Below are 14,814 nucleotides of genomic sequence, written 5' to 3'. Positions count from 1 at the left end.
TGAATGCCTTCACACCTGTTTCAGGCCGAGTCTAGTGATCGGACCAAGGTCCTGTCTGCGAAGGCTTGCCTCAGTAGCCTCGTCGCTCCTGACCAGGGCACCTGCGGGACTTTCGTCCCACGACTGGTCCTACCGCGGGCCCGGATTCGTCCCACGATGCAGCGCGACGATACCCCCGGACAGGTTCCGGTACGCGACCGAGCTCCACCCCGCCTCGTGCAGCAGCCGCGCCAGCCCGACCTGGTCCGGCCAGTCCTGGATCGACTCCGCCAGGTACGTGTACGCCGCGGACTCGCGCGCCACCACCCGCGCCACCGCCGGCAGGGCCTTCGTCAGGTAGCCGTCGTACACGGCACGGAACGGCGCCCACGCCGGCGTCGAGAACTCGCACACCACCAGGCGGCCGCCCGGCCGGGTCACCCGACGCATCTCCTCCAGGGCTCGCACCGTGTCCACGACGTTCCGCAGCCCGAACGAGATGGTCACCGCGTCGAACACCCCGTCCGCGAAGGGAAGCGCCGTCGCGTCCCCCGCGGTGAACGGCAGGTCCGGGCGCCGCCGCTTGCCGACGGTCAGCATCCCCGTCGACAGGTCGCACGGGACGACCTTCACGCCCGCGTCCGCCAGCGGCTCGCTCGACGTGCCGGTCCCCGCCGCGAGGTCCAGCACCGTCTCCCCCGGCAGGGCGTCGAGCGCCTTGAGGGTCGCGCGGCGCCACGCGCGGTCCTGGCCCAGCGACAGCACGTCGTTGGTCAGGTCGTACCGGCGGGCGACGCCGTCGAACATGGTGGCGACGTCGCGGGGGTCCTTGTCGAGTGAGGCACGAGGCATGGGGGCCATGGTGTCAGGTCCACCCGGGCGGACGCGTGCCCGGGGCCGGGGCGTGACGCGGCAGCGCGGTCGCGGTCGTACCCTGGTCGGCGATGACCAGCCCCCTCGGCGACCGCGACACCGCCGCGTCCCCGCACCCCGAGCCGCTCGTGGTGCGCACCGTCCCCCTCGACGCACCCGAGGACCTGCTGTCGCTGCTCCCCGAGGACGCCCCGCTCACGTGGGTGCGGCGCGGTGACGGGCTGGTCGGCTGGGGCGAGGCCGCGCGGGTCGAGGTCGCCGGGGCGAGGCGGTTCGCCGACGCCGAGCGGGCGTGGCAGCAGCTCGTCGCGCACGCGGTCGTCCGCGACGAGGTGCGGCTTCCCGGCACCGGGCCGGTGGCGTTCGGCTCGTTCGCCTTCGACGACACCTCCACGGCGGGCGGCGTGCTCCTGGTGCCGGAGGTCGTGGTCGGCCGGCGTGACGGCCGGGCGTGGCTGACGGTGGTCGGCACCGCCGGGGCGATCGGGCCCGCGCCCGACTGGACGACCGTCGCCCGGCACGTCGCCGGGCTGACGCCCGTCCGCTCCCCCGGCGAGGTGACGTACTCCTCGGGCTCGGTCGCGGCCGAGGACTGGCCGCAGGTCGTCGCGCGCGGCATCGCCGCGATCCGCGCCGGCGAGGTCGACAAGGTCGTGCTCGCCCGCGACGAGGTCGCGACCACCTCGGAGCCGCTGGACGTCCGGCACGCGCTCGGGCGCCTCGCAGAGCGCTACCCCACCTGCTGGACGTTCTCCGTCGACGGGCTGATCGGCGCCACGCCGGAGCTCCTCGTGCGGTCCGACAAGGGCCTGGTCACCTCGCGCGTGCTCGCGGGGACGATCCGCCGCACGGGCGACGACGACGCCGACCTGGCGCACGCCGCGATCCTCGCGCACTCGTCGAAGGACCTCGAGGAGCACGAGTACGCGGTGACCTCCGTGGCCCGGGCGCTCGCGCCGTTCTGCTCCTCCACCAACGTGCCGGACGCGCCGTTCGTGCTGCACCTGCCCAACGTGCTGCACCTGGCGTCCGACGTGACCGGCGTGCTCGCAGGGGCCGGCGAGGGCGGCGACGTGCCGCACCCGACGTCCCTGGCGCTCGCCGCGGCGCTGCACCCGACGGCCGCCGTGTGCGGCACCCCGACCGACGCCGCCCGCGTGCTGATCCGCCGCGTCGAGGGCATGGACCGTGCGCGCTACGCCGGGCCGGTCGGCTGGGTCGGCGCGGACGGCGACGGCGAGTGGGGCATCGGGCTGCGCTCCGCGGAGGTCGACCGGGACGACCCCCACCGGCTCCGGCTGTTCGCGGGCTGCGGCGTCGTGGCCGCGTCCGATCCGGCCGCGGAGCTGGCGGAGTCGCGGGCGAAGCTGGTCCCGATGCGGACGGCTCTGGCGACGGACTGACGCGTCGGACCGGCAGCGGTCCGGTGCCGCGCGGAGCCGGCGGGCCCGGCAGCACGGCACGGCCGACGCCACCTCCTGCACTCGCTGGTGCGGAGACGCCGCCGCGCGCAGGCACGTCCCCCGGCACGGCTCCGGCGCACCGACGCCGACCCCGCGTCGCGGCAGCACCGCGGACGCACCGGCGGCCCCCGACGGGCGCCGGGGGTGGGCGCCGCGACGGAGGCCGTCGGTGCGGTGGCCGGGGGGCAGGACCCGCCACCGGGAGGCCCGGGCGGGGCAGGGGGTCACCCGCCCGGGCGGTCGGGGGGCGGGTCAGCCGCGGCCCTGCTGCTGCTGGAACCACTCCCAGAGCTGCTCGGGAGTCATGTCCTCCAGGCCGCCGGAGCCCTGGCCGGGCGACTGCTGCTCGCCCTGCTCGGAACCGCCCCGGCCGGATCCCTGGTCGGCCGTCGCGGTGGCCTCCAGCGTCGCGAGCGTCACGTCGACGTCCATCGCCTTCCCGTCGCGCACGACCGTCAGGGTGACCTCGTCGCCCGAGGCGTGCGCCCGGACGTAGCCGGTGAGCGACTCGGCCCCGGCCACCGCGCGGCCGTCGATCGCCACGATGACGTCGTCGGGCTGCAGCCCGGCCTTCGCGGCCGGCGTGCCGTCGGAGACGCTCATGACCGTCGCCCCGGCGCGCGTCACGCCGTCGGCGGTGGCCGTGCCGTCGCCCAGGGTGACGCCGAGGAACGCGTGCTCCGCGGTGCCGTCCTGGATCAGCTGGCCGGCGATCATGTCGACCACGTCGACGGGGATCGCGAAGCCCAGGCCGATCGAGCCGGACTGGCTCGACGTGGTGGCGATGGACGACGTGATGCCGATGACACGGCCCTGCGCGTCGAACAGCGGGCCGCCCGAGTTGCCGGGGTTCACGGCCGCGTCGATCTGGATCGCGTTGGTGACCACGGCGTCGGACGCACCGGACTCGGTGGTCGACACCGGGCGGTCGAGCGCGGACACGATGCCGGTGGTCACGGTGTTGGCCAGGCCGAGCGGGTTGCCGACCGCCATCACCGGGTCGCCGACCGCCACGTCGCCGACGCTGCCGAACGTGGCAGGCGACAGGTCGTCCGGGGCGTCCTGGAGCTGGATGACGGCGAGGTCGGTGGTGGGGTCGGTGCCCACGACGTCGGCCGTGAAGATGCGGCCGTCGGTGAGGGTGACCTGGACCTGGCCGTCCTGGGCGCCGGACACGACGTGGTTGTTCGTCACGACGTGACCCTCGGAGTCGACGATCACGCCGGAGCCCTCGGCCCCGCCGTTGCTGGTCGTGACCTGGATCGCCACGACGGACGCCTGCACAGCCGACGCGACGGCCTGCCAGTCGGGGTTCTCCGCGGAGGACCCCGAGACCGGGACCGTGTCGCTCTCGGAGCGGCCGATGGACGAGAGGTCCGCGGCGCGCGAGCCGCCGCCGGCCTGGTCGTCGAACGCGCCGGTGAGTGCCGCCGTGCCGAGGCTGCCGAGCAGGGCCGCGGCCGCGGCGACGCCGACGACCGGCAGCCACATGCGGGTGCGCGGGGACCGCGGCCGGCCGTCGGGCGCTGCGGGTCCGGCGCCGGGGACGGGCGGCTCGCCCGGACCTGCCGGCGCACCTGTGCCCGCGGGGGCCGGTGTGCGGAAGGCAGCCAACGGGTCGTGGGTCGCCGCGCCCTGGCCCGCGAGGGCGTGCTGCGGCGCGGGGGCCGGCTGCACCGCGACATGCGCGTAGGGCGCCTGATGCGGCGCGGCCTGCTGCGGCGCACCGTGCTGGTACGGGGCGGGGTACGGACGCTGCGGGGCGGGGGCGTGCGGCACCGCCTGCGTCGCCGTCGGCGTGATGCGCTGGGTGGGGGCGTCCTGCGGGTGCCCGGTGGACGGGGGTGGGCCGACCGGCGGCTGGTCCTGCGGCCCGGCGGCGGCCGGGGTGGCCGGCAGCGCCTCGGTGGCGGTGGTGCGGTCGTGCTGCGGGAGGTGCTCGGTCGGGGCGGTGCCCTGCGGCACGGCCTGGGTGGGGGCGGGCGCCTGCGGCGCGGCGGCGTTCTCGTCGCGCTGCGGCTGCGCGTCGCCCGCGTCCGGCCGGTGTCCCTCGGGGGTGCTGGTCATGGTCGGTTCCTCCTTCTCGCCGACCATGAGACTCCCCACCCCTGGAGTGATGCTCGGGGGAACCTGGGAGTCCGCTGCGAGTTCCGCGGCGACGCCCCGTGGGTCGTCGCGTGTGCGGCGTGCTCAGCGCTGCACGAGGCCCCGCACCGCGTCCCGCACCGCGGCCGCCAGCCGCTCGCCGAGCGCGCGCCGGTCCGCCCGGTCGACGCGGACCTCGACCACCGACAACCCCCGGCCGGGGGCCGCGAGGGCGGCGTCCAGCGCCGGTCCGTCACTGACGCGGACGTGCCGCACCCCGTACCCGGCGCACAGGGCCGCGAGGTCCGCCGCGTGCGGCGTGGCGAACACCCGCTCGAACGACCGGGCCCGCTCCGGGGCACCGTGCTCGAGAGTCGCGAAGATCGACCCGCCGCCGTCGTTCAGGACCACGAGCTGCAGGTCCGGCACCTGCTCGGTCGTGGGAACCAGCAGACCGCCCACGTCGTGCAGGAACGTGAGGTCGCCGACGAGCGCGCGCACCCGGCGCGCCGGCAGCCCGAGCGCCACCCCGGCCGCCGTCGAGACCATCCCGTCGATGCCCGCCAGGCCGCGGTTGGCGACGACCGCGGGCGGGGAGTCCCAGCGCGCCACCAGGTCGAGGTCGCGCACCGGGTTCGAGGAGCCGACCACCAGGACGTCGTCCGGCAGGCACGCCCGCGCCACGTGCCGCACCGCGCGCGGCCCGGACAGGGGCGGTGTGCCGCGGCTCGGCGGGGCCGACGGGTCGTCGCCCAGCAGCGCGTCGAGCGCCTCGGACGCGGCGGCGTCCGCCCGCTGCCAGGCCGCCAGCCAGCGCGGGTCCCCCGCGGGGCCCGCGAGCCACGACGACGGCACGCCGGGCAGCACCCGGTCGGCCGCGCGCCCGGCGTCGGGCCACGCCGCACCCCACGGCGCGACCACGGTCAGGTCGACGTCGTCACGGGCGAGGAGCGCGCTCACCGGGCGGGACAGGGTCGGCCGGCCGAGCAGGACGACGGATCGCACCCGCCCGCCGAGGTCGGGGTCGCCGAGCAGCAGGCGATAGGCGGCCAGGGCGTTCGGGCCGCCGCGCGCGCCCGACGACGGCTCGGCCAGCAGCGGCCACCCTCGGGCCTCCGCGAGGCGGCGGGCGTCCGGCCCAGCGGCGTCGCCCGCGACCACCACGACGGGTCCCGGGGGGTCCGCGGGCGCCGGGGAGCCCCCTGCGCCCAGTCCCTCCGTGCTCGCGGGGACGCGCGCGACGACGTCCGCCCGGCCGGCGGCGTCCGGTGCGGGCCACGCCGCGTCGTCGGCGCCGAGCGGCTCGCGGTACGCCAGGTCGAGGTGCACGGGCCCCGGGTCGGCCGTCCGTGTGCCGAGCGCCGCGGCGACGGCGCGCGTCACCAGGTGCCGCAGGTCGCGGTCCTCGCCGGGGCGTCCGGTCGGCGCCGGCACGTCGGCGTCGAGTCGCACCGCGGGACCGAAGATGCCGGCCTGCACGGTGGTCTGGTTGGCGCCGGTGCCGCGGAGCTCGTGCGGCCGGTCGGCCGTCAGCAGCAGCAGCGGGAGGCCGGCGTGGTGAGCCTCGAGCACGGCGGCGTGCAGGTGGGCGACCGCCGTGCCGGAGGTCGTCACGACCGCGACGGGGCGCGGGGCACCCTCGACGACGGTCGCCCGCGCCAGGCCGAGCGCCAGGAACGCGGCGTCGCGCTCGTCGACCCGCACGTGCAGCCGGAGCGCCGGCGCGCCGGCCGGGCGCTCGCCGTCGGGGAGGGCGGCGTCGGCGAGGGCGGCGGCGAGCGGCGCGCTGCGGGACCCGGGTGCGAGCACGACGTCGCGCACGCCGTGGGCCGCGAGCTCGGTGAGCTGGACGCGCGCGGCGTGCGGCGCGGGTGGGGCCGGCGGCGCCACCGGGGCCGACGAGCCGTCCCGCTCCGCCGGCGCGGGGCCGGTCACCGCGGCATCCCCGGTCACCCGGCCACCGCCCGCACCGCCGCGACCCGCTCCGCCCACCGCTGGGCGGTCGCGGCGTCGGCGGCCGTCGCGGCGAGCCGCCCGGGGTCGGGGGCCACGGCGAGGGCGTCCGCGACGCGCAGGGCGCCGTCGACCGGCAGCAGCGGCGGCGTGGCCACGTCGGCGGTCAGCAGCTGCGCGGTCGCCAGCCCGCAGGCGAACGGCAGCTCCGGCAGCGCGGCGGCCAGCGCGACCCCGGCGGCCAGGCCGACGGAGGACTCCAGGGCGGAGGACACGACCACCGGCAGCCCGACGCGCTCGGCGAGCTCGAGGCAGGCACGTACCCCGCCGAGCGGCTGCACCTTGAGCACCACCACGTCAGCGGCCTCGGCGCGCACCACCGCCAGCGGGTCCTCGGCCCGGCGGATCGACTCGTCCGCGGCGATCGGCACGTGCGTCGCCCGGCGGACGCGCGCGAGGTCGTCGACGGACGCGACGGGCTGCTCGGCGTACTCCAGGCCCCGGGCGGCGCGGTCCAGCAGCGCGAGCCGGTCGACGGCGGTCTCGACGTCCCAGGCGGCGTTCGCGTCGACCCGGATGGACCCGCGAGGACCGAGCGCCTCGCGGACGGCGGCGAGCCGGTCGGCCTCCTCGGCGGCGCCCTGGCCGGGTTCGGCGACCTTCACCTTGGCGGTGGTGCAGCCGCCGGAGGCGAGCACGATCCGTCGCGCGGCGTCCGGCCCGACCGCCGGGACGGTCACGTTGACGGGCACCCGGTCGCGGACCGGCTCCGGCCAGCCCCGGTCCGCGCCCTCGCGCGCCGCCCGCCACCACGCCGCGGACTCGGCGGCGTCGTAGTCCCAGAACGGGCTGAACTCACCCCACCCGGCGTCGCCGCGCAGCAGGACGCCCTCGCGCACCGTGATCCGGCGGAAGCGCGTGCGCAGCGGGATCGCGTAGACGTGCACGCGCCTCAGCGTACGGCGTCGGCACCGGCGGCACGGGGCAGGGGCGCACGCCCGGGCAGGGCGTCCGCGAGCAGCGCGCGGGCGGTCTCCCGCACCGGGCGGCCCTCGCTCGCGGCGGCGACCACGGCGCCGTCGACCAGCGCGAGAACGGTCGCCGGGGCGACGTCGCCCCGGCCGAGCGCGTCGAGCAGCTGCTCCAGCACCGCGTCGAGCCGGGCGCGGCCGGCACCGAGTGCCGCCGCCAGTGCCGGCACGCGCGCAGCCGCGAGGAGCTGCTCGTAGTGCGCGCGGACGGTGGCGTCGTCGCCGGGCGGCAGCACCGCCTCGACCACGGCGGCGACAGGATCGGGCGCGGGCGCGGACCGCACCCGCCGCAGCACTCCGTCCGCGTGGGCGACCCAGTCCGCCACCAGCGCGCTGCCGGCTGCGGCGGCCAGGTCGTCGAGCCCGCGGTAGTAGTACGTCGTCGCCGCGAGCGGCAGCCCCGCGCGGGCCGCCACGGCCCGGTGGCTGAGCGCGACCGGTCCCTCCGCGCGCACCAGCTCCGCCGCGGCCCGCGCGAGCTGCCCGCGCCGGAGGTCTCCCTTCGGCGTGCGCGCGGTGCCCGCGGCGCGGGCGGTCCCGCGGGCCGTGGCGTCGCCGGTGCGGCCCGGCACGGCGGTCACCCGTGCCCGCCCGACAGGTTCAGCCCGATCACGCCGGCGACGATGAGCACCAGCGACACGACCTTGAGCACCGAGAGCGGCTCGTCCAGCAGCACGACGGCGAGGATCGCGGTGGTGGCCGCACCCACGCCGACCCAGACCGCGTACGCGGCGCCGACCGGCAGCTCGCGCAGCGCCCAGCTGAGACCGGCGAACGACGCGACGGCGAAGACCGCGAACGCCACGCTGGGCCAGAGCCTGCTGAAGCCGTCGGACGCCTTGAGGCTCAGGGCCCACCCGGCCTCGAGCAGGCCGGAGAGGATCAGGACGACCCATGCCATGCGGTCACGCACCCTTCGTGGCGGGCGCGCCGGGTGGCCTCGTCCGCCGTCCCGCGCCCGCATTCTGGTACGACCGTACCGGATTGCTCGGCACCCTACGCTGGGCGGGTGACCGAGCCCACCCATCCCGCAGCCCCGGCGCCCGCCCTCCCCCCGCGCGTCTCCGACACCTTCGACCCCGCGCGGTGGCGGACGGTCACCGGCGTCGGCGAGCTCACCGACCTCACGTACCACCGCGGGGTGTGCCGGGCGGCGGACGGCACCGAGCGCGACCTGCCCGTCGTGCGCGTGGCGTTCGACCGGCCCGAGGTCCGCAACGCGTTCCGGCCCCACACGGTCGACGAGCTGTACCGGGTGCTCGACCACGCGCGCATGACGTCGGACGTCGGCACCGTGCTGCTCACGGGGAACGGACCCAGCCCCAAGGACGGCGGGTACGCGTTCTGCTCCGGCGGTGACCAGCGCATCCGCGGGCGCGACGGCTACCGCTACACCGACTCGCCCGACGCCGCGACGGCCGACCACATCGACCCGGCGCGCGCCGGGCGGCTGCACATCCTCGAGGTGCAGCGGCTCATCCGCACGATGCCGAAGGTCGTCGTCGCGGTGGTGAACGGCTGGGCGGCCGGCGGCGGCCACTCGCTGCACGTCGTCGCCGACCTCACCATCGCCTCCCGGCAGCACGCGCGGTTCATGCAGACCGACGCGAACGTGGGCTCGTTCGACGGCGGGTACGGCTCCGCCCTGCTCGCCCGGCAGGTGGGCCAGAAGCGCGCCCGGGAGATCTTCTTCCTGGCGCGGGAGTACTCGGCGGAGCAGGCGTACGCCTGGGGGGCCGTGAACGACGTCGTCGACCACGAGCACCTCGAGGACGCCGCGCTGGAGTACGCGCGGATCATCGCGACGAAGTCCCCGCAGGCCGTGCGGATGCTGAAGTTCGCGTTCAACCTCGCGGACGACGGGCTCGCCGGGCAGCAGGTCTTCGCGGGCGAGGCGACCCGGCTCGCGTACATGACCGACGAGGCCGTCGAGGGCCGCGACGCGTTCCTCGAGCGCCGCGACCCCGACTGGAGCCGGTTCCCGTACGCCTACTGACGCCGGGCCGTCAGGCCGTCAGGCCGTCAGGCCGTCAGGCCGTCAGGAGACGGTCAGCGACCCGGAGCCCTTCGGCACCAGCTCCACCCACGTGCTGCCGGGCGCGAGCTCGGCCGTCTTCCCGTCCGCGGTCGTCAGCACCAGGGGCGCGTCGCGCGACTCCTTCTGCCAGCGGACCGCGACCGTCCTGCCGCCCGTGGCCAGCGTGCCCTCGCCGGAGCCCCCGCCGAGCACGTAGGTCGGCACGGTCGCCCCGTTCTGCGCGCCGAACCCGGTGCCCAGGTGGTCCGCCACGACGGAGACGACGTTGGTCGCCGTGAGGCGCGCGCCGGTCGCGTCGGTCGCCGGCGTCGACCCCTCCGAGCGCTCCCACACGGTGCCGTTCCAGGTCCAGGACGGCTTCGACTGGCTGGACAGGTCGAACGCGAGGGTCGTGGCCGGGGTGCCCTGCGTGACCGCCGTGGCGCGCTCCGGCGACCGGGCGAACGCGAACTGCTCGCCCGGGCTGCCCTGGTGGTTCGCGTCGGCCTGCGCCCACAGGGCGTTCGGGTCCCCGTAGACGTTGTGCGGCGCGCTGCGGCTGCTCACGCGGTACAGACCCGCGGCACCGGCGTCGTGGCTGATCGGCTGCACGGGGCTGGCGTCCACGAGCGCGAGGATGCCCGGCTGGCCGCCGGAGAACGTCAGCAGGCCGTTGAGCGGGGCGACGATGTCCGGGTCCATCGGGCGCACCGAGCGGATCGGGCCGATCTCCGCGGGGATCTGCGAGTGGAACACCGCGACCAGGCGGGAGACCTCGAACTCGACGATCGTCTCCCAGACGACGTCGGCCTGCTCGAGCCCCGACTGCGGCCGCGCCGTGGCGGTGTTCTCCACCTTCACCGCGAGGGCCGGTCGGTTCGCGACCTCCCCGGCCACGCCGGTCAGCGGCCAGGTGGCCGGCACGACGGGCTCGGGCGCCGCCGCCTTGTGCGGGTCGAGCGTCGGCGCCACCGTGGTGGCCTCGGGCGCGGGGGCCTCCTCCTGGGAGCACCCGGCGACCAGCAGCGTCGCCGCGACCGCCAGCGCGCCGGCGCGCCGCAGCCGCCGCCTCGTGGTGTGGACCATCTCTTCCGGACCTCCGTGCCGCTGTCGTGCGTTCCGCGACACTCTACGGGCGGACCTACCCTGGCCGGGTGAGCCGACCCGTCCGCGCCGTGACCGCCACCGCCGCCGGGGTCCCCGCGCTGCGCGACGCGCTCGCCGCCGCGCTCGACGGGTCGGGCCCGGCGGTGCTGCCCGTCGAGGACGCCACCCCGGACGAGGACCGCGGCACCGTGCCCGACGACGTCGCGCTGCTCGTGAGGACCTCCGGGTCGACCGGCACGCCCCGCGAGGTGATGCTGACAGCCGCCGCGCTGCGGGCGTCCGCGGAGGCGACGCACCGCCGGCTCGGCGGCCCGGGCCGGTGGCTGCTGCCGCTACCGCCCGCGCACGTCGCCGGGCTGCAGGTGCTCGTCCGGTCGCTGGTGGCCGGCACCGAGCCGGCCGCGCTGGGCGGGCCCTTCCGCCCGGACGCCTTCGCGGTGGCCACCCGCGCACTGCCCGGCCCTGGCCCCCGCTACACGTCGCTGGTGCCCACGCAGGTGCACCGCCTGCTCGCCGACGACGCGGGCCGCGAGGCTCTGGCCGCCTACGACGCGGTGCTGCTGGGTGGCGCGGCGAGCCCGCCGGGCCTCGTCGAACGCGCCCGGGACGCCGGTGCGCGGGTCGTCACCACGTACGGCATGTCGGAGACCTGCGGCGGCTGCGTGTACGACGGCGAGCCGCTCGACGGCGTCTCCGTCGCGCTGGAGGACGACGGCCGGATCCGGCTGGCCGGGCCGGTGCTCGCGGCGGGCTACCGGGGTCGGCCCGGCCTGGACGCCGAGCTGTTCGAGCGGCGCGACGGGGTCCGGTGGCTGCGCACCAGCGACCTCGGCCGGTGGGCCGCCGGGCCCGACGGCGGCACGACGCGCCTCGAGGTGCTCGGCCGGGCCGACGACGTCCTGGTCACCGGGGGCGTGAAGGTCGCGCCCGCCGCGACCGAGCGCGTGCTGGCGACGCTGGAGGGCGTCGGCGAGGTCCTGGTCGTCGGCGTCCCCGACGCCGAGTGGGGTCAGGCGCTCGTCGCCGTCGTCGTCCCGGACCCCGCCGCGCCGACCCCCGCGCTCGACCCGCTGCGCCGCGCGGTGACCGAGCGGCTCGGCCCGGCCGCCGCCCCCCGGCACCTCGTGCTGCTCGACGCGCTGCCGTTGCGCGGGCCGGGCAAGCCCGACCGGAGCGCGGCCACCGAGCTGGCGAGGCGCTCCCTGGCCCGCGCGACCCCACCGCCGGCCTGAGCGACGGGCGGGGTACGGTCGGGCTCCCGCCCGCGAGCCGCACCCCGCGTCGCCCGGCCCGCACCCCCGCCGCACCCGACCCGCCCGCACCCGACCCCAGGAGCACCATGGCCACCTCGTCCGAGTGGATCGCCGGCGCCCGCCCGCGCACCCTGCCCGCCGCCGTGGCGCCCGTGCTGGTCGGCACCGGCGCCGCCGCGCAGGTCGACGCGGCGCACCTCGGCCGGGCCCTGCTCGCCGCGGGCGTGGCCCTGGCCCTGCAGGTCGGCGTGAACTACGCGAACGACTACTCCGACGGGGTGCGCGGCACCGACACGGAGCGGGTCGGCCCGATGCGGCTCACCGCCAGCGGGGCCGCACGGCCGCGGGCGGTGCGGGGGGCCGCCTTCGCCGCGTTCGGCGTCGCGGGGGTGCTGGGCCTGGCCCTGGTCGCCCTGTCCGGGCAGTGGTGGCTGCTCGCGGTCGGCGCGCTGTGCGTCCTGGCGGCGTGGTTCTACACCGGGGGCCGGCGCCCGTACGGGTACCTGGGTCTCGGCGAGGTCGGCGTCTTCCTGTTCTTCGGCCTCGTCGCGGTGCTCGGCACCACCTACACCCAGGCGGGGCGGCTGACGTGGCCGGCGTGGGTCGGGGCGGTCGCCGTCGGGCTGATCGCGTGCGCGCTGCTCATGGTGAACAACCTGCGCGACGTCCCCACCGACGCCCTGGTGGGCAAGCGCACGCTCGCCGTGCGGATCGGCGAGCGCCGCGCGCGCGTCGTCTACGCGGTGATGGTGGTGCTGCCCGTGCTGCTCGGCGTGGCCTGCGCCCTGGCGAACCCGTGGGCGCTGCTGGTCATGCTGCTGGCGCTCCCGGCCGGGCTGCTCGCGTTCACGGTGCTGGTCGGCGCCCGGGGGATCGCCCTGGTGCCGGTGCTCGCCGGGACGGGGATGTACGAGCTCGCGTTCGGCGTGCTGCTGGGGCTCGGTCTGGCGCTCTGACCCCGGTCAGGACGGGCGGCCCGGCGCGGCGTCCTCCGACCCGGTCCCGGTGGCGCGATCCGGCGCCCCGCGGCCGTCCGGGGCCGCCGGCCCGTCGGGGGTGGTCGACGCGTCGACCGCGGCGTCCTCGGCCGCGGCGTCCTCGGCGGCCCGGCGCGAGAGCCGCGGACGGTCGCCCCGTGCCTCCGAGCGGGCCTGCAGCCACAGCGCCGCGCGGTCGCGCGGCCCGGCCAGCAGCACGTACGACAGCAGCGCCGCGAGCAGCGCGGCGAGCACCACGCCGAGCAGCCAGCCCGTCCCGGCGAGCACGAGGCCGGCGAGGCAGGCCACGAACAGGGCGAGCCGGAGCAGGGAGTACGTCACCACGGGCACCCGCCCAGGGTAGGCCGCCGCCGGGACGCCCCGCTCGGCTCGGCCCCCTGCTCCGCGCTGGTTAGGCTGGGACGCATGGCCCGCGCCCTGCTGCTCCTCGCGATGATCGGACTGACGGTGTACGCCGTCGCCGACATCGTCTCGAGTGACGACGAGGACCGGCTCGGCGTCCCCCGGCTCCCGTGGGTGCTCGTGGCGCTCGTCCCGTTCGTGGGCCCGATCACGTGGATCCTCGTCCGCCGGTCCCAGCGCGCACGCCGCGCGGGCGGCGGGGGTGGAGGTACCGCGCCGGGCCCCTCCGGCCGGCCCGGACCGGGACGCGGTGGCCCGGTCGCCCCGGACGACGACCCGGAGTTCCTCTGGCGCCTCGAGCAGGAACGCCTCCGTCGCGAGCGCGAGACGCGGGGGCCACGGCCCGACGAGGACCGGCCTCCCCGGCGCGGCGACCAGCCGCAGCAGCCCGACGGCGACCTCCCGGGCGACGCCCGGGGCTGAGCCCGCTCCCGCGCCGGTCCGCGACGGGCACCCGCCCCGACTCGACCGGCACCCGTGCCCGGCCCGGCCCGGACGCCCCGCCGCGGGCGCGCCCGGTCAGAGCCCGGAGTACGAGTGCTTGCCGGAGACGAACAGGTTCACCACGGTGAAGTTCGCCAGCACCACCGCGTAGCCGACGTACACGAAGTACGCGGCCCGGCGGCCGGCCCAGCCGCGGGTCGTGCGGGCGTGCAGGTACGCGGCGTAGACGACCCACGCCACGAACGTGCCGACCTCCTTGGGGTCCCAGCCCCAGTACCGGCCCCAGGCCTGCTCGGCCCAGATGGCCCCGCCGATCAGCGTGAGCGTCCAGAGCACGAAGCCGATGGCGTTGAGCCGGAAGGACAGCGCCTCGAGCTGCCGGGCCGGCGGGACGGTGCGCAGCCACGACCAGGCCGGGCCGGTGACGCGCCAGCGCGCGAGCGGCCGGCGCAGACCGTCGAGGCGGTTCCACCGGTGGTCGACGTGCGAGCGCCCGGTCTCGCGCCCGTCCTGGAGCACCTGGAGCACGGCGGTGGCGAACGCGACGGTGAAGATGCCGGTGGCGATGATCGCGACGCCGACGTGGATCACGAGCCAGTAGTTCTGGAGGGCGGGCTGGACGGCGTCGGCCTGCACGTAGAACGCGTTCAGCCCGAGCACGAGCGCCAGCACGGCGATGCCCATGACGACGACCCCGAGGAACGGCACCACGCGCCGGCGCTGCACGACGGCGAGGACGACGGACGCCACGAGGGTCCCGACCAGGGTGAACTCGTACATGTTCGCGGTGGGCCAGCGCCCGGCGGCGGCGCCGCGGAGCACGATGCCCACCAGCAGCAGGACGATGCCGAGCGCGGTGGTGGAGCCGGCGATGCCGGTGGCCGCCGAGCGGGCCGTGGCTGCAGCGGTGCCGCCCTGCCCCTCGCCGGTCGCGGCGGGCAGGACAGGGCCGGCCGGACCCGGCTCCGCGCCGGAGGGCCCGTCCGCGGGCACCACGAGCGACGACGGACCGCCCGCCCCCACGGCCTCCCGGGCGGCCAGGCGCGTCTGCCGGGCGGCGGCACGGGCGGCACGGTGCTCGCGGGAGGCGGCGTCGGCCACCCGGGCGAGCGCGACCGAGTACGCGATCAGGGCGATCGTGAACGCCGTCGCCGCACCCCACACGAGCAGGGTGCTGATGTCGCCCAGTGCCATGTCCTCCACCTTCCG

At 77.5% G+C, this 14,814-nt stretch carries 14 protein-coding genes; 5 read left to right on the top strand and 9 right to left on the bottom strand.

From position 1 onward, the window contains the following. Window positions 1-129 precede the first annotated feature (129 nt). Window positions 130-831, bottom strand: a complete 702-nt coding sequence (locus tag K5O09_RS01880; protein WP_222171194.1) for a demethylmenaquinone methyltransferase — start codon at window positions 829-831, stop codon at window positions 130-132. Window positions 832-923: 92 nt separating this feature from the next. Here K5O09_RS01880 and K5O09_RS01875 point away from each other — a divergent pair, with 92 nt between their 5' ends. Continuing rightward, the gene (locus tag K5O09_RS01875) at window positions 924-2,255 is read left to right on the top strand and encodes an isochorismate synthase MenF (RefSeq protein WP_222171193.1); all 1,332 of its coding nucleotides are present in this window, start codon (window positions 924-926) and stop codon (window positions 2,253-2,255) included. A gap of 312 nt (window positions 2,256-2,567) precedes the next feature. Here the strand turns inward: K5O09_RS01875 and K5O09_RS01870 are convergent, their stop codons facing one another. The 5 genes from K5O09_RS01870 to K5O09_RS01850 form a co-directional block, all read right to left on the bottom strand. Beyond that, on the bottom strand, window positions 2,568-4,382 hold the full coding sequence (locus K5O09_RS01870) for a S1C family serine protease (RefSeq protein WP_255595988.1): 1,815 nt from the start codon (window positions 4,380-4,382) through the stop codon (window positions 2,568-2,570). A gap of 123 nt (window positions 4,383-4,505) precedes the next feature. Then, entirely contained in the window at window positions 4,506-6,335 is a 1,830-nt protein-coding gene (menD, locus tag K5O09_RS01865) for a 2-succinyl-5-enolpyruvyl-6-hydroxy-3-cyclohexene-1-carboxylic-acid synthase (protein ID WP_255595987.1), read from the bottom strand. Between the two features lie 14 nt (window positions 6,336-6,349). Then, on the bottom strand, window positions 6,350-7,300 hold the full coding sequence (locus tag K5O09_RS01860; RefSeq protein WP_255595986.1) for an o-succinylbenzoate synthase: 951 nt from the start codon (window positions 7,298-7,300) through the stop codon (window positions 6,350-6,352). Between the two features lie 5 nt (window positions 7,301-7,305). After that, window positions 7,306-7,956, bottom strand: a complete 651-nt coding sequence (locus tag K5O09_RS01855; RefSeq protein WP_222171191.1) for a TetR/AcrR family transcriptional regulator — start codon at window positions 7,954-7,956, stop codon at window positions 7,306-7,308. 5 nt (window positions 7,957-7,961) lie between these two features. After that, entirely contained in the window at window positions 7,962-8,285 is a 324-nt protein-coding gene (locus tag K5O09_RS01850; protein ID WP_222171190.1) for a multidrug efflux SMR transporter, read from the bottom strand. Between the two features lie 108 nt (window positions 8,286-8,393). Between K5O09_RS01850 and K5O09_RS01845 the strand changes: the two genes are divergently transcribed. Then, window positions 8,394-9,380 (top strand): 1,4-dihydroxy-2-naphthoyl-CoA synthase, encoded by a 987-nt coding sequence (locus tag K5O09_RS01845; protein ID WP_222171189.1) that lies wholly within the window; start codon window positions 8,394-8,396, stop codon window positions 9,378-9,380. Window positions 9,381-9,422: 42 nt separating this feature from the next. On the opposite strand, the gene K5O09_RS01840 is transcribed toward K5O09_RS01845, so the two are convergent. Beyond that, on the bottom strand, window positions 9,423-10,487 hold the full coding sequence (locus K5O09_RS01840) for a DUF3048 domain-containing protein (protein ID WP_222171188.1): 1,065 nt from the start codon (window positions 10,485-10,487) through the stop codon (window positions 9,423-9,425). A gap of 68 nt (window positions 10,488-10,555) precedes the next feature. Here K5O09_RS01840 and menE point away from each other — a divergent pair, with 68 nt between their 5' ends. Beyond that, window positions 10,556-11,740 carry an o-succinylbenzoate--CoA ligase gene (menE, locus tag K5O09_RS01835; RefSeq protein WP_222171187.1) on the top strand — a complete coding sequence of 395 codons (1,185 nt, stop codon included), beginning with the start codon at window positions 10,556-10,558 and terminating at the stop codon, window positions 11,738-11,740. Window positions 11,741-11,847: 107 nt separating this feature from the next. After that, window positions 11,848-12,717, top strand: coding sequence for a 1,4-dihydroxy-2-naphthoate polyprenyltransferase (locus K5O09_RS01830; protein ID WP_222171186.1), 870 nt, complete (start codon window positions 11,848-11,850; stop codon window positions 12,715-12,717). 6 nt (window positions 12,718-12,723) lie between these two features. Here K5O09_RS01830 and K5O09_RS01825 read toward each other — a convergent pair whose 3' ends face one another. Then, window positions 12,724-13,089, bottom strand: a complete 366-nt coding sequence (locus K5O09_RS01825) for a DUF4229 domain-containing protein (RefSeq protein ID WP_222171185.1) — start codon at window positions 13,087-13,089, stop codon at window positions 12,724-12,726. Between the two features lie 75 nt (window positions 13,090-13,164). Between K5O09_RS01825 and K5O09_RS01820 the strand changes: the two genes are divergently transcribed. Further along, entirely contained in the window at window positions 13,165-13,584 is a 420-nt protein-coding gene (locus K5O09_RS01820) for a PLD nuclease N-terminal domain-containing protein (RefSeq protein ID WP_222171184.1), read from the top strand. Window positions 13,585-13,680: 96 nt separating this feature from the next. Here the strand turns inward: K5O09_RS01820 and ccsB are convergent, their stop codons facing one another. Further along, window positions 13,681-14,799 carry a c-type cytochrome biogenesis protein CcsB gene (gene ccsB / locus K5O09_RS01815; protein ID WP_222171183.1) on the bottom strand — a complete coding sequence of 373 codons (1,119 nt, stop codon included), beginning with the start codon at window positions 14,797-14,799 and terminating at the stop codon, window positions 13,681-13,683. Window positions 14,800-14,814: the final 15 nt, after the last annotated feature.

The organism is Cellulomonas sp. C5510 (genome assembly GCF_019797765.1).
Lineage (GTDB): Bacteria > Actinomycetota > Actinomycetes > Actinomycetales > Cellulomonadaceae > Cellulomonas.
Note: the sequence above shows the minus strand (reverse complement) of the source record. Positions and strands in the feature narration are given on the sequence as shown.